The following is a 15,843-nucleotide window of genomic DNA, read 5'->3' as shown; positions in this document are numbered from 1 at the left end:
TTCACACGATAGCGCGGAGGCGGGCGACCGCTTCGACGTGATGCGTGTTCGGGAACAGGTCGTAGGCGCGCAGTTCATCGAGCTCGTAGCCGCGTTCGCGGAAGAGGCCGACGTCGCGGGCGAACGCGACCGGGTCGCAGGCCACGTAGACGAGCTGTCGCGGACGCAGCTCGACGAGCCGCTCGACGACCTCTCGACCGGCTCCGGCGCGCGGCGGGTCGAGCACGATCGTCGCGTCGCGGAGGCGCGCGCGCTCGGCCGGGCCCGTCTCCGCCTCGAGTTCTGCGAGGTACCGGTCGACGCGGGCGGTGACGGCGCGGGCACCGAGCCACTCGGAGAGGTTCGCCCCCGCGTGCTCGGTCGCGCGCGCATCGGACTCGACCGTCGTGATGCGCACCGTCTCGCCGAACCGGTCGCCGACAGCCGCAGCGAGCAGCCCGACGCCACCGTAGAGGTCGTGGTTGGCCGCACGGGGATCGAAGAGGTCGCCGTCGATGAGCTCCTGCACGGCACGCGTCAGGGTTGCGGCGGCACCGCGATGCACCTGCCAGAAGCCGTCGCGATCGAGCCGGAAGCTGCGATCACCCACACGCTCCTCGATCGTCGGGCGCACCCCTCTGGCAGGGCGGTCGCCCTCGACCATGACGATCGCCGGGTCGCCGACGCTCGGCGCGACGAGGTCGATCGCGGTGGCACCGGGGAACCGGTCGCCGAGCGGGGCGAGCGCGGCCAGTTCGGGCACGGCGAGTGGAACAGACGTCACGGGCACCACGGAGTGACTGCGCGCCGCGTACGGTCCGACCCGGCCGTCGGCACCGACGTGGAGGCGCATCCGCGTCCGCCACCCGGTGCCGTGCTCGACCGAGACGCCCTCGGCGAGCGCGGGATCGACCGCCGAGACCTCGACCGCGACCTCGATGCCGCCCATGCGGGAGAGCGCGTCGCGGAGCACCTCGCCCTTCAGTGCACGCTGCCGCTCCATGCGGATGTGGCCGAACTCGGCACCGCCGGGCCGCAGCTCGGGCGCACGGTCGACGGATGCCTCGGCCCACACATGAGCTCGACGGTCGGGTGACGCCTCGAGCACCTCCACCGTCTCGGCGCGCCAGAACTTCTCCTTGCCCTGGTCGCTGACCCGGGCGGCGACCCGCTCCCCCGGGATCGCGTCAGCGACGAACACGACGCGCCCCTCGTGACGGGCGACGAAGACGCCGCCGTGCGCGACGCGCTCGACCTCGAGCTCGATGACCGGTCCGTCGGTGGCGGGCGGCTTCGGGGCTGGGCGGGGCGATCGCGAGGGCTTCCGCCCACCGCTTCGACGTGGGCGTCGGTTCTCTGGCATGCATCGAGCATTCCACAGCACGATGCGGACCGGCAGGATGGACGCATGCGCCTCTACCTCGCCTCGACGTCGCCCGCCCGGTTACAGACTCTTCGCTCGGCGGGCGTCGAGCCGATCGCAGCGCCGCCAGGCGTCGACGAGGAGGCGGTCGTCGCCGCACGCGAGGCCGAGACCGGACCGCTGGCCGCTCGCGAGATGGTGCAACTGCTCGCGCAGGCGAAGGCCGAGGCGCTCGTCGGCGCCGAACCGGGCGGCGAGCCCATCGACGGCCTCATCCTCGGCGGTGACTCGGCGTTCCTCACCGGCGGGTCGATCCACGGCAAGCCGCACCTGCCCGAGGTCGCGAGGCAGCGCTGGCTCGCCCAGAACGGCGGGCACGGCGAGCTCTGGTCGGGCCACTGGCTGATCGACCACCGTGGCGGCCGGGTGAACGGCGCGGTCGGGCGAGCGGATGTCGCCACGGTGCGCTTCGCGGCGCTCGACGAGGCCGAGATCGACGCCTACATCGCGACCGGCGAGCCGCTGCTCGTGGCGGGTGCGTTCACGATCGACAGTCTGGGCGGCCCGTTCATTCGCCGCGTCGAGGGCGATCCGTCGACGGTCGTCGGGCTCTCGCTCTCGACGCTCCGCGACCTCGTGCGCGAGCTCGGCGTCGCCTGGCCGTCGCTCTGGAATCGCGGAGATTCCGTGGGGTGAGGACACGTGCGATTGTCGGTGCCCGCAAGAGACATCCGCTCTTTTTGTGGAAGACGCCCAAAGGGCGGACCCCCATGCGCAATAGGCTTGAGCATTATGCCGCGCATTTCCAAGGTCCTCATCGCCAACCGTGGCGAGATCGCCGTCCGCGTCATCCGGGCCGCCCGTGATGCCGGTCTCGGTTCCGTCGCCGTCTACGCCGATCAAGACCGCGACGCGCGGCACGTGAAGCTCGCCGACGAGGCGTACGCCCTCGATGGCACCACGAGCGCCGACACGTACCTCGTGATCGACAAGATCCTCTCGATCGCCCGGCGCTCGGGCGCCGACGCCGTGCACCCCGGCTACGGATTCCTCGCCGAGAACCCCGACTTCGCCCGTGCCGTGATCGGCGCCGGCCTCATCTGGATCGGCCCGTCGCCCGAGGCCATCGAGCGACTCGGAGACAAGGTCTCCGCACGCCACGTCGCCGAGAAGGTCGGCGCCCCGCTCGCGCCCGGCACCCTCAACCCCGTCGCGGATGCCTCGGAGGTGCTCGACTTCGTCGACGTGCACGGCCTGCCAGTGGCGATCAAGGCCGCCTTCGGCGGCGGCGGCCGCGGCCTGAAGGTCGCCCGCACCCGCGAAGAGGTGCCCGAGCTCTTCGAGTCGGCCACCCGCGAGGCCGTCGCCGCGTTCGGCCGTGGCGAGTGCTTCGTCGAGAAGTACCTCGACAAGCCGCGTCACGTCGAGACCCAGTGCCTCGCCGACGAGCACGGCAACGTCGTCGTCGTCTCGACCCGCGACTGCTCGCTGCAGCGCCGCCACCAGAAGCTCGTCGAGGAGGCGCCCGCGCCGTTCCTCACCGAGGCGCAGACCACGCTGCTCTACGAATCGTCGAAGGCCATCCTCCGCGAGGTGGGCTACGTCGGCGCCGGCACCTGCGAGTTCCTCATCGGCCAAGACGGCACCATCTCGTTCCTCGAGGTCAACACGCGCCTGCAGGTCGAGCACCCGGTCTCCGAAGAGGTCACCGGCCTCGACCTCGTCCGCGAGCAGTTCCGGCTCGCCGAGGGCGGCGTGCTCGACTACGCCGACCCCGTCACCACGGGCCACTCGATCGAGTTCCGCATCAACGGCGAAGATCCCGGCCGCGGCTTCCTGCCCGCGCCCGGCCCCGTGCACCAGCTGCGCTTCCCGGGTGGCCCCGGCATCCGCATCGACTCCGGCGTCACCTCCGGCGACGAGATCTCCGGCGCGTTCGACTCGCTCCTCGCCAAGCTCATCGTCACCGGCCGCGACCGCAAGGACGCGCTCGAGCGCGCCCGCCGCGCACTCGACGAGTTCGAGGTCGCCGGCCTGCCGACCGTGCTGCCGTTCCACCGCGACATCGTGCGCAACCCGGCCTTCGCCCCCGACGGCGACGAGCCCTTCTCGATCTACACGCGCTGGATCGAGACCGAGTACGACAACCAGCTCGAGCCGTGGACGGGCGAACTCGCCGAGCACGCCGGCCCCGCCGAGCGCACGAGCGTCGTCGTCGAGGTCGCCGGCCGCCGGGTCGAGGTGACGCTGCCGAAGAAGATCATGGGCGGCGGGGCATCCGGCGCTGCCTCACGCACCGCCGGTGCCGCACCTCGCCGCCGCGCCGCTTCGCACGCGGTCGACACCGGCACGGGCGACGCCGTGAAGGCGCCCATGCAGGCGACCATCGTGAAGGTCGCCGTCGTCGAGGGCGACAAGGTCGTCAAGGGCGACCTCGTGCTCGTGCTCGAGGCGATGAAGATGGAGCAGCCGATCCTCGCCCACAAGGACGGCGTCATCGGCACCGTCAACGCCGAGGCCGGCGCAACGGTCTCGAGCGGGCACCTGCTGCTCTCGATCGCCGACGCGTAGGCCGCGACGACCCCTCGAACGAACAGAACCGCCGTGCGGTGCCGACCGGCACTGCACGGCGGTTCTGTATTCCGAGGACTCAGCGCAGCGCCAGCGCGGCGAGCGCAGCGTTCGCTGCTCCGACACCGGAGTTCCGCGACGAATGGATGGTGCTCGTCACCATGCCCGCCCAGAAGATCGTGTCGTCGATGGGGGCATTCAGGCCGTTGCGCCGGGAGAACGGCCCAGGGTAAGCGCCTCGGGCGAACTCGTCGTTCGACCAGTCGTAGGTCGAGGCGTTGACGTACTGGAGTCCTTGGTCGCCGACGGCGGTGCGAACGTTGTCGAGCGCTGCCTGGAACCGTTCGGCCTCAGGCAGGTCGAGGAGTTCCTGCGCCTTGCCGCCCGTCATCCACGCGACGACGACCTCGCCGCCGTAGCCCGGCGTCCCCACCGAGCCGTTCCAGAGGCTCGGCGGGTTCTTCGAGAACGTCGTCATGATGTCCCAGGCTCGCGGCACCGGGTGGCGGGGCGGCAGTACCGGCTGGGCGAACTCGAGGATCCCCTTGAAGACCGGCAGGTACTCGATCTCCTGGAAGCCGTCGCGCTTGTCGGCGGGCAGCGGCGGGTCGAAGACGATGTCGCCGTGCTTCAACACGCCACCCGGAAGGGCGACCACGAGCGTCTTGGCCTTGAACGAGCCGATGCTCGAATGCACGTCCACTCTGCCCGGCCGGTGCTCGACCGTCTGCACCCGAGCGCCGTGCAGCAGCGGCAGTCCTGCCGCGAGGGGCTGCAACACCTGGTTGTACCCGCCGATGACCCGATAGTCGCCGTACTCCTCAGGCGGCATCGGCCCCGAGAGCTCCTGCATCTCGAGACAGGCCGCCACGGTGTCGACGACGAACCAGGCCGGGAGCACGTCGAACTGCTCCGAGTCGACCTCGATCGCCGCCAGCGCCGTCGGATAGTTCTCGGACGGGATGCCGACTCGCGCCAGCCAGGCCAGTGCGGTCTCGCCGTCGATCGGGTCAGGCAATCCGCCCGGGTACGAGGGTGCTCCGAGCGGGAAATGGAGGCCCTCGAAGTCGAACGCGTTCCTCCACGGTGTTTCGGGGCGCAGCCGGGAGAAGATCGACGTCTGCCGTCGTGTCGAGAGACCGAGTTCGTTGATGAGACCCCAGGTCGACACGGTGGTGCCGTGCACGAGTTCGGCGCCGCGTTCGATCGGGATCGACATCGAGGTCGTATCGGTCCACATGCGGCCCCCGATGCGATCACGTGCCTCGAGCACGAGCACGCGCTTGCCGGCGTCGGCCAGCACGCGAGCCGCGCCGAGGCCGGATGCACCGGCGCCGATCACGATCGCGTCCCACATGCGGTTGTACGAGCTCGGGATGCCGAGTCGCGGGTGAGCACCCGCTGTGAGGAGCAACCCGGCGGCGCCGGCCGCGCCGACGCCGAGCAGGGCACGACGTGTGAGTCCTCGCGGGCTGCTCGTGATCGGGGTCGCGTGTTCGTCGTACATCGTGCCTCCTGGAACGTCGTTGTCGAGGGACGCCGATGGTCCTCGAGACGCGGAACCGGCGGCGAACGGATGCTGCGTTCGGACCGTATCGCGATCGACGGTGGTTCGCAACGGTGTTGACAACATTGTTGGGGCGAACCGCGGCGGGGCTCAAACGTGCCCGATGCCGAAGTTCCATGGCGCGCGGACCACGCTCGTCACGGTGGGATCCTCCTCCCGGCTCCAATGGCTCACGGCGACGGCGTTCGCGTTCGCCGGCCCGTACGTGCCATCCCACTCGGAGTACCAGCGTTCTCCGATGTCCGGACCCGTCTCCGCAGGGAACTCGTCGTAGCCGCTTCCATGCCAGATCTCTCCCAGATCGGCTGCGAGTGCTTGTGCGTCGTCTCCGGGGCGGAAGCCCTGCACCGTGGCGACCGAGATGCCGTCGCCGACGATCGGATGCGTGAACTCGATCGCCACATTCATGTCGGAGGAGATGCCGTCGGGCTCGTGGTCGTCGATGACCGTCGCACCGGGCCAGGTGTACTTCGTCCACGGGAACCACTCGTGGCCGCCGGGCCGTTCCTCCACGACGGGTGGGCCGCCGAGCACGCTCGAGACCGTGTCCACGAAGGCCACCGCCTCGGCGTCGTACGACAACTCATCGACGACGATGCCCGCGGCGTTCACCAGCTCGAGGTGTTCGGGTCGAACGACGATGCGGGCGACGACCGGATCCGCCCCATCCGGAGTGTCGGTCGGAGGCACTGACGCGATCGGCGCAGCGGTGGTCGGCGGGGTCGGCGTCGGGGTCGGCGGAGGCTTCGGCGACGGGACGCAGGCAGCCAGCACCAGCGCTGCAGCGAGGAACATCGTTGCGAGCCCGGTCGAGCGGTGGTTCATATGGGTCGCCTCCGTCTCATCCGGAATCCCGGCGAGACGAATCTACTGGCGCGCCGACAGCCGAACCTGATACTCCGGATCACGTTTCGGCAACGCCTGCGAACGGATCCGTCCAGCGCGTCAGCGGCCGGTCGGCGGCTCCGCGCCCTGCACCGTCGGCAGCTCGACCTCGCTCACGCGCAGCTCGAGGCCGAGCCGCGAGCGGCGACGCCCGTAGAGCAGGTAGATGGCGATGCCGATCGCGAGCCAGACGATGAAGCGCACCCAGGTCAGCGTCGTCAGGTTGAACATGAGCCAGACGCAGAGCGCCGCCGAGAGGATCGGCAGCACGGGCGACCACGGCACGCGGAAGCCGCGCTGCAGGTCGGGGCGCGTGCGGCGCAGCACCACGACGCCGATGCTGACGAGCACGAAGGCCGAGAGCGTGCCGATGTTGATCATCTCCTCGAGGAGGCCGACATCGGTGAACGCGGCGACGAACGCCACGACCGTGCCCGCGATGACCTGGATGCGGGCGGGGGTCTTCGTGTGCTCGGTGGTCTTCGACAACCAGCGCGGCAGCAGCCCGTCGCGGCTCAGTGCGAAGACGATGCGCGAGAGGCCGAGGAGGATGATCATGATCACCGTCGTGAGACCCGCGAGCGCGCCGAGCGAGATCACTGCCGACGCCCAGTCCTGCCCCACGAGCCGGAAGGCGGTCGCGAGCGACGGCGTCTCCTCCTCGGCGAGTTCGGTGTACGAGACCATGCCCGTCATGACGATCGACACGAGCACGTAGAGCAGCGTCACGATGCCGAGTCCGAGGAAGATGCCGCGCGGCAGCCGCTTCTGCGGTTCGCGCACCTCTTCAGCACTCGTGGCGACGACGTCGAAGCCGATGAAGGCGAAGAAGACGAGCGCCGCGGCCGAGAGCATTCCGAAGACGCCGTACTGCGCGGGCGCGGCACCCGTCATCCACGAGAACAGCGACTGCGTCCAGACATCCGTCGCGCCGCCCTCGGTGGGCACCGACTCGGGGATGAACGGCGTGAAGTTCGCCGCCTTCACGAAGAAGAAGCCGACGACGATGACGAACAGCACGATCGCGACCTTGATGATCGTGAACACCGCGCCGACCCGAGCCGTGAGCTTCGTGCCCGCGACGAGCAGCGCCGTGAACACCGCGACGATGAGGAACGCCGGCCAGCTGACCTCGATGCCGCCGAGCTGGAACGTCGACGGGAATGGCAGCCCGAACGCGAGCAGCGCCTCACTCAGGTAGACGCCCCAGTACTTCGCGAGCACCGCAGCAGCGGTGAAGAGCTCGAGGATCAGGTCCCAGCCGATGATCCAGGCGAGGAGCTCGCCCATGGTCGCGTAGGTGAACGTGTAGGCGCTGCCGGCGACCGGCACGGTCGAGGCGAACTCCGCGTAGCACATGATCGCGAGCCCGCACGTGACGGCGGCGAGCACGAACGAGAGGATGACGCTCGGTCCGGCGAAGTTCGCCGCGGCCTGCGCGCCGACCGAGAAGATGCCGGCACCGACGGCGACCGCGATGCCCATGAGGGCGAGGTCGAAGGTGCCGAGCGAACGCTTGAGGCTCCGCTCCTCGTCGTGTGAGTCGGCGATCGAAGATTCGACCGATTTCACTCGCAGGTTCATCGCTACCCCCAGGGCGCGGCGCCGCCCCCTGCGGCGCTGCACCCCTCAGCGTACGACGTCAGCGAACGACGTGCATGGCCCGCGCGGCATCCGTCAGAGAACCGCTGAGCGACGGATAGACCGGGAACGCCTCGGCGAACTGGTCGACCGTGAGCCGGTGCTCGACGGCGAGCGCGAGCGGGAAGATGAGCTCGGAGGCCTTCGGCGCCACGATGACGCCGCCGATGATCGCCCCCGAACCGTTCGACGCGAAGAGCTTCACGAAGCCGTCGCGGATACCCATCATCTTCGCGCGCGGGTTCGACGACAGCGGCAGCTTGTAGACGACACCCGGTACGACGCCTTCTTCGATCTCCTTCTCGGTCCAGCCGACCGTGGCGATCTCGGGCTGGGTGAAGATGTTCGACGTGATGTTGCGCAGCTCGGGCGGGTTCACGACGTCGCCCATCGCGTGGAACACCGCGGTGCGGCCCTGCATCGAGGCGACGGAGGCGAGCGGCAGGAACGTCGTGCAGTCGCCCGCCGCGTAGATGTTCGGCATCGAGGTGCGCGCGACGCGGTTCACGCGGATGTGGCCGCTCTCGGCGAGCTGCACCCCGGCGTCTTCGAGACCGATATCGACGGTGTTCGGCACCGAGCCGACCGCCATGAGGCAGTGGCTGCCGCGCACCTCGCGCCCGTCGGTCAGGGTCGCCACGACGCTGTCGCCGTCGCGCACGACGGACTCGGCGCGCGACTTGTTCATGACCTTCATGCCGTTGCGCTTGAAGACCTTCTCGATGACGGATGCCGCGTCGGCATCTTCACCCGGGAGCACCTGGTCGCGGCTCGAGATGAGCGTGACCTTCGCACCAAAGGCCCGGTACGCCGAGGCGAACTCGGCACCGGTGACGCCGGAACCGACCACGATGAGGTGCTCGGGCACCTGCTGCAGGTGGTAGAGCTGGGTCCAGGTGAGGATGCGCTCGCCGTCGGGAACCGCCGTCGGAAGCACCCGGGGCGTCGCCCCGACCGAGATCACGAGCGTGTCGGCCTCGATGCGATCGAAGTCGGTGCCGCCCTTCGCGGTCGACACGATCACCGCGTTCGGACCGTCGAGGCGCCCCTCGCCCTGCACGAGGTGCACGCCGGCCTCGATGAGGTTCGTGCGCATGTCGTCGGACTGCTGGGCGGCGAGGCCGAGCAGCCGCTTGTTGACGGCGGCGAGGTTGATTGCGACGTTCGGCTTCACGGCCTTCTCTGAGTCGCCCTTCGCGAAGAACTGCACGCCGAGGTCGGCGGCCTCCTTCACGGCGTTCGAGGCCTCGGCCGTCGCGATGAGGGACTTCGAAGGCACCACGTCGGTGAGCACCGCGGCGCCGCCGACGCCGGCGCGCTCGATGAGCGTGACCTCGGCGCCGAGCTGCGCGCCGGCGAGTGCAGCCTCGTAGCCGCCTGGCCCTCCTCCGAGTACGGCAATACGTTGGGTGCGCTCGAACTCATAGGCCATGCTCACATTCTGCCAGTTGTCGCCGCCCGGCCAGCAAACGAGCACGCTCTCGCCGCGGCATCCGCTGCTCATTAGAGTGGGATGATGCACGCTGCCAATCCGCTCGACGACCCCACTGCCGACCCGTTCGCGATCGCCGCCCTCGCGGCCGAGCGCATCGCGGAACTCACCGGGGTAGAGCACCACGACGTCGCGCTCACCCTTGGCAGCGGCTGGGGCCGCGCCGCCGAGCTCATCGGCGAGACGACGCACACGATCGCCGCGACCGAGGTGCCCGGGTTCTCGAAGCCGGCGCTCGAGGGTCACGTCGGCACGTTGCGCTCGGTGCTGCTGCCGAGCGGCAAGCGCGCCCTCGTCATCGGCGCCCGCACCCACTACTACGAAGACCACGGGGTCCGCCGCGTCGTGCACTCGGTGCGCACTGCGGCCGCGACGGGCGCGAAGACCATGATCCTGACGAACGGCGCCGGCGGCATCAAGGAGACGTGGACGCCCGGTACCCCCGTGCTCATCAGCGATCACATCAACCTCACGGCCGACTCTCCGCTCGAGGGCGCGACCTTCATCGATCTCACCGACCTCTACTCGCAGCGCCTCCGCGACCTCGCGCACTCGATCGACCCGACGCTCGACGAGGGCGTCTATTGCCAGTTCCGCGGGCCGCACTACGAGACGCCTGCCGAGGTGCAGATGGCGAAGATCATCGGCGGCCACATCGTGGGCATGTCGACGGCGCTCGAGGCCATCGCCGCACGTCAGGCCGGCATGGAGGTGCTCGGCATGTCGCTCATCACGAACCTCGCAGCCGGCATCCAGACGACGCCGCTGAGCCACGAAGAGGTCATCGAGGCCGGGCGCATGGCCGAACCGGTGATCTCGAGCCTGCTCGCCAAGATCGTCGCAGAGCTCTAGGGGGCAGCGGATGTCGCAGACCGACGATTCCCGCGACGCGGAACGCATCGCCCTCGCCGAGGCGTGGCTGGCGCAAGACCCAGACCCCGAGACGGTCGCCGAGCTGACGTCGATCGTCGAAGCCGTACGGAGCGGCGACTCCGCGGCATCCGCCGAGCTCGCCGATCGCTTCGACCAGCGACTCGCCTTCGGCACCGCCGGGCTCCGCGGTGAGATCGCCGCCGGACCGAACCGCATGAACCGGGTGCTCGTCGCCCAGGCCGCGGCGGGCCTCGCCGTCCACCTCGTCGAGCACGCCACGCTCGGGCAGACGCCCTCGATCGTGATCGGCTACGACGGCCGCAAGAACTCCGCCGTCTTCGCTCGCGACACGGCCGAGATCATGGCCGGCGCCGGCGTTCGCGCGATCCTGCTGCCACGCCTCCTGCCGACGCCCGTGCTCGCGTTCGCGGTGCGTCACTTCGACGTCTCGGCGGGCGTCATGGTGACCGCCTCGCACAACCCGCCGAACGACAACGGCTACAAGGTCTATCTCGGCGGCGACGATCACGGATCGCAGATCGTCGCGCCCGTCGATGCCGAGATCGCCGCGCAGATCCAGCGCATCGCCGACACCGCGCTCGTCACCGACCTGCCTCGCGGCGTGTTCGAGACGGCCTCCGAGACGGTCGTCGACGAGTACATCCGTCAGACCGCCGAGGTCGCCGCTCCCCCGGCAGCGCAGCCGCGCGTCGTGTACACCGCGATGCACGGCGTCGGATGGCAGACCATGGCGAGCGTGCTCGCCGCGGCCGGATTCGAGGCGCCGCAACTCGTCCAGGCGCAGATCGAGCCCGACCCCGCGTTCCCGACGGTGTCGTTCCCGAACCCCGAAGAGCCCGGGGCGATGGATCTCTCCTTCGCCCGCGCCCGCGAGGTCGGTGCCGAGCTCATCGTCGCGAACGACCCCGACGCCGACCGGCTCGCGATCGCGATCCCCGACCCCGACGCCGAATCAGGGTACCGACGCCTCTCGGGCAACGAGGTGGGTCTCGTGCTCGGCTGGCAGGCCGCCGAACGGGCTGCCGCCGTCGCCGGCGACTCGGGCCCGAACGGCGCACTCGCGTGCTCGATCGTCTCCTCCCCCGGCCTCGAGGCCATCGCGAAGGCGTACGACCTCGACTTCGAGGCGACGCTCACCGGGTTCAAGTGGATCTCCCGCGCGCCCGCACTCATCTTCGGCTTCGAAGAAGCGCTCGGCTACCTCGTGAACCCCGGCACCGTGCGCGATAAAGACGGCATCTCCGCCGGTCTCGCCTTCCTGTCGCTCGCCGCGCAACTGAAGGCCGACGGGCGCACGGTCGCCGATCACCTCGACGACTTCGTCGAGCGGTTCGGATGCCACGCCTCCGGCCAGATCTCGATCCGGGTGACCGAGCTCTCGCGCATCGGCGAGGTCATGGCGCGGCTCCGTGCGGAGCCGCCCGCGACGATCGGCGGCATCCGCGTCGAGCGCATCGAGGACCTCGCCGAGGGATTCGGTGAGCTTCCGCCGTCCGATGTGCTGCGCATCGTGCTCGAGGGTGGCGGGCGCGTCATGGTTCGGCCGAGCGGCACCGAGCCGAAGCTCAAGGTCTACCTCGACGCCGTCTCAGACACGGGCACCGTCGCCGAACGTCGCGCCGCGGCATCCGCTGCGGTGGCGGCGCTCGATGCCGGCATGCGGGAGCTCGTGGCGTAGGCGGTGCATCGCTCGCTGAGCCGGTCGAAGCGCGAAGCTGCTTCGACCGGGCTCAGCAAGCGGTCGGCTCAGCCGAGCGACGTCTCGAGCTTCGCGCCGATCTCCTCGACGTCGAAGTAGTTCGACACCTCGACGATCTCGGCGAAGCTGCGGCCGATCGCGGCGCGCACCGCATCGGCGAGCTCGGTCGAGGTCAGGATGACCTGGGCGTCGGCGGCGGCGACGGCGATGCCGGCGAGGTCGCTGGCGTCGACGTCGGCCGTGAGCCCAAGCCGGTCGAGGGCTCGCTCGGCGTTGACCTTCAGGATCGCGGACGTGCCGATGCCCAGGCCGCAGACGGCGATGATCTTCACGCTTGCACCTCTTCGTCGAAGCCGAGGAGCGCGCGCAGTTCGTCGGCCGACTCGGCCCTCGCCATACGGCCGACGATGCCGCTGTCGTTGAACGCGTTCGCGAGCTGGGCGACGGAGGCGACATGCTCCTCGGCGTTCGACACGGCGAGGCCGACGACCACCCGCACGGGGTCGTTGTGCGGATGGCCGAACGGCACCGGCTCGGCGAGGGTGACCACGGCGAGCCCCTCGCGTCGAACGTCGGGCCCCGGCCTGGCATGCGCGAGCGCGAGACCCGGAGCGATCACGACGTAGGCGCCGAACTCCTCGATGACCGCGATCATGCGGTCGGCGTACTCCGAACGGGTCGAGCCCGAGCGCACGAGTGCGCGGCCCGCCTCGCGCACGGCGGCGCGCCAGTCGTCGACGTGCGCACGGAGGACGATCGCTTCGTCGGGGAGCGGCGGGAGGGTCATCGGGGTCCGTTCAGGATGAAGCAGGCGGGTGCTCGGTGCTCGGCGGCATCCGAGTCAGGCGTCGTCGAAGCCGTTCTGGATCTGCTCGGCGAGCTCTTCGCGGTCGTCGAGCGGCAGGAAGGCCGCCGCCGCCGCGTTCAACTGGAACGTCTCGAAGTCCTCGAGGTCGTAGCCGAAGGCGTCGCTCAGCAGGGCGAGTTCGCGCGTGAGCGTCGTGCCCGACTGCAGTCGGTTGTCGGTGTTCACCGTCACACGGAACCCGAGTTGGTAGAGCAGGTCGAACGGGTGGTCGATGAGCTCATCGCCCCACGCCGCGATCGCACCGGTCTGCAGGTTCGACGACGGGCTCGTCTCGAGGGCGATCTCACGGTCGCGCACCCACTGCGCGACCGGGCCCAGCGAGACGTACGTGTTCTCGTCGTCTTGGCGGTCGATGATGAGGTCTTCGGCGATGCGCACGCCGTGGCCGAGCCGCAGGGCCCGACCGTCGAAGAGTGCGCTGCGGATCGACTCGAGCCCGTCTGCCTCACCGGCGTGCACGGTGACCGGCAAGTACCGGCTCGCGAGGTAGTCGAACGCCGTGCGGTGACGGCTCGGCAGGAAGCCGGCCTCCGCACCGGCGATGTCGAAGCCGACGACACCGCGATCGCGGTGCCGCACCGCGAGTTCGGCGATCTCGAGGGCACGGTCGGCATGGCGCATGGCCGTGACGAGCTGGCCGACCCGGATGCCGCGGCCCTGGCCGCGCACGTCGTCGATGCCCTGCTCGATGCCCGACTGCACGGCCTCGACGGTCTCGTCGAGGCTGAGGCCGCGCGTGAGGTGCTGTTCGGGGGCCCAGCGGATCTCGCCGTAGATGACGCCGTCGGCCGCGAGGTCTTGCACGAACTCGCGGGCGACGCGAGCGAGCCCGTCTCGGGTCTGCATGACGGCCGTCGTGAGGTCGAAGGTCTTCAGGTACTCGACGAGCGAGCCGGAGTTCGACTGCACGGCGAACCACTGGTCGAGGCCCTCGGCGTCGGCCGCCGGCACGTCGTGACCGATCTCGTCGGCGAGCTCGATGAGCGTCTGCGCACGCAGGCCGCCGTCGAGGTGGTCATGCAGCGAGATCTTCGGCAGGGCCTGGATGTTCGTGCCGTCGCCTTCGAGGCGGTACTCCGTCGGAATCGTGTTCACGAGTCAACGATAGCGACAGGGCGCCCGCGAAGTCTCGGCAATCTCGAAGCAAGACGGTCAGCGACCGATGCGGTCGGCGATCAGCGGACCGCCGTCGAGCACCGCGTCACCGGCGTCGCCGATGCGCCACGCGCCCTCGACGGCCTCGAGCGCTCGCGAGAACCGGGCCGGCTCGTCGGCGTGCAGGGTGAACAGCGGCTCTCCCGCGCGAACGGTGTCGCCGGGTTTCGCGTGCAGCTCGATGCCGGCGGCGTGCTGCACGGGGTCCTGCTTGCGGGCACGGCCCGCGCCGAGGCGCCAGGCGGCGATGCCGAACGGCAGGGCCACCTGCTCGACGAGCACCCCGTCGCGCTCGGCCGTCACGACGTGTTGCTCCCGTGCGACCGGGAGGGCCGCATCGGGGTCGCCACCCTGCGCACGGATGGCTCGCCGCCACGTGTCCATGGCACGGCCGTCGTCGAGCGCGGCCTCCACATCGGCATCGGGCTGCCCCGCGAGAGCGAGCATCTCGCGCGCGAGGGCGATCGTGAGCTCACGGACATCCGCTGGGCCGCCGCCGGCGAGCACCTCGACCGACTCGCGCACCTCGTTGGCGTTGCCGATCGTGAGGCCGAGGGGCACGTTCATGTTCGTGATGAGGGCTGAGGTCGCCACGCCCGCGTCTTCGCCGAGCTCGACCATGGTGCGCGCGAGCTCGCGCGAGCGGTCGATGTCGGTGAGGAAGGCGCCCGAGCCGAACTTGACGTCGAGCACGAGCGCGCCGGTGCCCTCGGCGATCTTCTTCGACATGATCGACGAGGCGATGAGCGGGATCGCCTCGACCGTGCCGGTGATGTCGCGCAGCGCATAGAGCTTCTTGTCGGCCGGGGCGAGGCCGGCGCCGGCAGCGCAGATGACGCCGCCGACGTCGCGGAGCTGCGCGAACATCTCGTCGTTCGTGAGGTCGGCGCGCCAACCGGGAATCGACTCGAGCTTGTCGAGTGTGCCACCCGTGTGCCCGAGCCCGCGGCCCGACAGCTGCGGCACCGCGACGCCGAAGGTCGCGACGAGCGGCATGAGGGGCAGCGTGATCTTGTCGCCGACGCCGCCCGTCGAGTGCTTGTCGCTCGTGGGCTTGCCGAGCCCTGAGAAGTCCATGCGCTCGCCGCTCGCGATCATCGCCATCGTGAGGTCGCGGATCTCGCGGCGCGTCATGCCGTTGAGGAAGATCGCCATCGTCATCGCCGACATCTGCTCGTCGGCGACGTAGCCGCGCGTGTACGCGTCGACGAGCCAGTCGATCTCGAGGGTGTCGAGCTCGTGCCCGTCGCGCTTCGCACGGATCAGGTCGACAGCGTCGAACGGTTCAACGGTGCTCACGACGTCACTCCCTTGAATTCGGCGAGCTGTCGCGGACCGAACGCGTCGGGCAGCACCTCGTCGATGGTCTTGATCCCCGAAACGGTGTCGAGCAGCATGCCCTCGGCCGAGTGCTCGTACAACAGCTGCCGGCATCGCCCGCAGGGCATGAGGGCAGCTCCGTGACCGTCGACGCAGGCGAAGGCCACGAGCTTGCCGCCGCCCGACATCACGAGCGCCGAGACGAGCGAGCACTCGGCGCAGAGCGTCACGCCGTACGAGGCGTTCTCGACGTTGCAGCCGCTCACGATGCGGCCGTCGTCGACGATCGCCGCTGCCCCCACCGGGAATTCCGAGTACGGCACGTACGCCTTCGCCATCGCCTCGCGGGCGCGCCCGCGGAGCTCGTTCCAATCGATCGCATCCGTTGCGGTCATGGTGCTCCCCCGTT

At 69.9% G+C, this 15,843-nt stretch carries 14 protein-coding genes; 4 read left to right on the top strand and 10 right to left on the bottom strand.

Translation table 11 applies throughout. From position 1 onward, the window contains the following. Window position 1: 1 nt before the first annotated feature. Window positions 2-1,342 (bottom strand): class I SAM-dependent RNA methyltransferase, encoded by a 1,341-nt coding sequence (locus tag VPH61_RS15670; protein WP_332064447.1) that lies wholly within the window; start codon window positions 1,340-1,342, stop codon window positions 2-4. A 45-nt stretch (window positions 1,343-1,387) separates the two neighbouring features. Between VPH61_RS15670 and VPH61_RS15665 the strand changes: the two genes are divergently transcribed. Continuing rightward, complete coding sequence (locus VPH61_RS15665; RefSeq protein WP_332064446.1) at window positions 1,388-2,038, top strand: Maf family protein; 651 nt, start codon at window positions 1,388-1,390, stop codon at window positions 2,036-2,038. Between the two features lie 96 nt (window positions 2,039-2,134). Continuing rightward, the gene (locus VPH61_RS15660) at window positions 2,135-3,913 is read left to right on the top strand and encodes an acetyl/propionyl/methylcrotonyl-CoA carboxylase subunit alpha (RefSeq protein ID WP_332064445.1); all 1,779 of its coding nucleotides are present in this window, start codon (window positions 2,135-2,137) and stop codon (window positions 3,911-3,913) included. 79 nt (window positions 3,914-3,992) lie between these two features. Here VPH61_RS15660 and VPH61_RS15655 read toward each other — a convergent pair whose 3' ends face one another. The 4 genes from VPH61_RS15655 to VPH61_RS15640 form a co-directional block, all read right to left on the bottom strand. Further along, the gene (locus VPH61_RS15655; protein WP_332064444.1) at window positions 3,993-5,420 is read right to left on the bottom strand and encodes a flavin monoamine oxidase family protein; all 1,428 of its coding nucleotides are present in this window, start codon (window positions 5,418-5,420) and stop codon (window positions 3,993-3,995) included. Between the two features lie 150 nt (window positions 5,421-5,570). Further along, complete coding sequence (locus tag VPH61_RS15650) at window positions 5,571-6,305, bottom strand: hypothetical protein (RefSeq protein WP_332064443.1); 735 nt, start codon at window positions 6,303-6,305, stop codon at window positions 5,571-5,573. Window positions 6,306-6,425: 120 nt separating this feature from the next. After that, window positions 6,426-7,949 carry an APC family permease gene (locus VPH61_RS15645; RefSeq protein WP_332064442.1) on the bottom strand — a complete coding sequence of 508 codons (1,524 nt, stop codon included), beginning with the start codon at window positions 7,947-7,949 and terminating at the stop codon, window positions 6,426-6,428. A gap of 58 nt (window positions 7,950-8,007) precedes the next feature. Beyond that, on the bottom strand, window positions 8,008-9,438 hold the full coding sequence (locus VPH61_RS15640) for an NAD(P)H-quinone dehydrogenase (RefSeq protein ID WP_332064441.1): 1,431 nt from the start codon (window positions 9,436-9,438) through the stop codon (window positions 8,008-8,010). 84 nt (window positions 9,439-9,522) lie between these two features. On the opposite strand from VPH61_RS15640, the gene VPH61_RS15635 reads away from it, so the two are divergent. Both VPH61_RS15635 and VPH61_RS15630 read left to right on the top strand, forming a co-directional pair. Further along, window positions 9,523-10,350 (top strand): purine-nucleoside phosphorylase, encoded by an 828-nt coding sequence (locus tag VPH61_RS15635; protein WP_332064440.1) that lies wholly within the window; start codon window positions 9,523-9,525, stop codon window positions 10,348-10,350. 10 nt (window positions 10,351-10,360) lie between these two features. After that, window positions 10,361-12,070: a phospho-sugar mutase gene (locus VPH61_RS15630; protein ID WP_332064439.1), complete on the top strand. Its 1,710-nt coding sequence runs from the start codon at window positions 10,361-10,363 to the stop codon at window positions 12,068-12,070. Between the two features lie 68 nt (window positions 12,071-12,138). Here VPH61_RS15630 and VPH61_RS15625 read toward each other — a convergent pair whose 3' ends face one another. From VPH61_RS15625 to VPH61_RS15605, 5 genes are all read right to left on the bottom strand, one after another. Beyond that, window positions 12,139-12,423, bottom strand: a complete 285-nt coding sequence (locus VPH61_RS15625; protein WP_332064438.1) for a PTS sugar transporter subunit IIB — start codon at window positions 12,421-12,423, stop codon at window positions 12,139-12,141. Then, window positions 12,420-12,878: a PTS sugar transporter subunit IIA gene (locus VPH61_RS15620; RefSeq protein ID WP_332064437.1), complete on the bottom strand. Its 459-nt coding sequence runs from the start codon at window positions 12,876-12,878 to the stop codon at window positions 12,420-12,422. The genes VPH61_RS15625 and VPH61_RS15620 overlap by 4 nt, the downstream gene beginning before the upstream one ends. Before the next feature lie 54 nt (window positions 12,879-12,932). Beyond that, window positions 12,933-14,045, bottom strand: coding sequence for an adenosine deaminase (locus tag VPH61_RS15615; RefSeq protein ID WP_442879120.1), 1,113 nt, complete (start codon window positions 14,043-14,045; stop codon window positions 12,933-12,935). A 66-nt stretch (window positions 14,046-14,111) separates the two neighbouring features. Continuing rightward, window positions 14,112-15,413, bottom strand: coding sequence for a thymidine phosphorylase (locus tag VPH61_RS15610; protein WP_332064435.1), 1,302 nt, complete (start codon window positions 15,411-15,413; stop codon window positions 14,112-14,114). Beyond that, window positions 15,410-15,829 carry a cytidine deaminase gene (locus VPH61_RS15605; protein WP_332064434.1) on the bottom strand — a complete coding sequence of 140 codons (420 nt, stop codon included), beginning with the start codon at window positions 15,827-15,829 and terminating at the stop codon, window positions 15,410-15,412. The genes VPH61_RS15610 and VPH61_RS15605 overlap by 4 nt, the downstream gene beginning before the upstream one ends. Window positions 15,830-15,843 lie beyond the last annotated feature (14 nt).

Origin of the sequence: Agromyces sp. CCNWLW203, from assembly GCF_036576125.1 — a bacterium.
Lineage (GTDB): Bacteria > Actinomycetota > Actinomycetes > Actinomycetales > Microbacteriaceae > Agromyces.
This window is presented reverse-complemented; position numbering and strand designations above follow the sequence as displayed.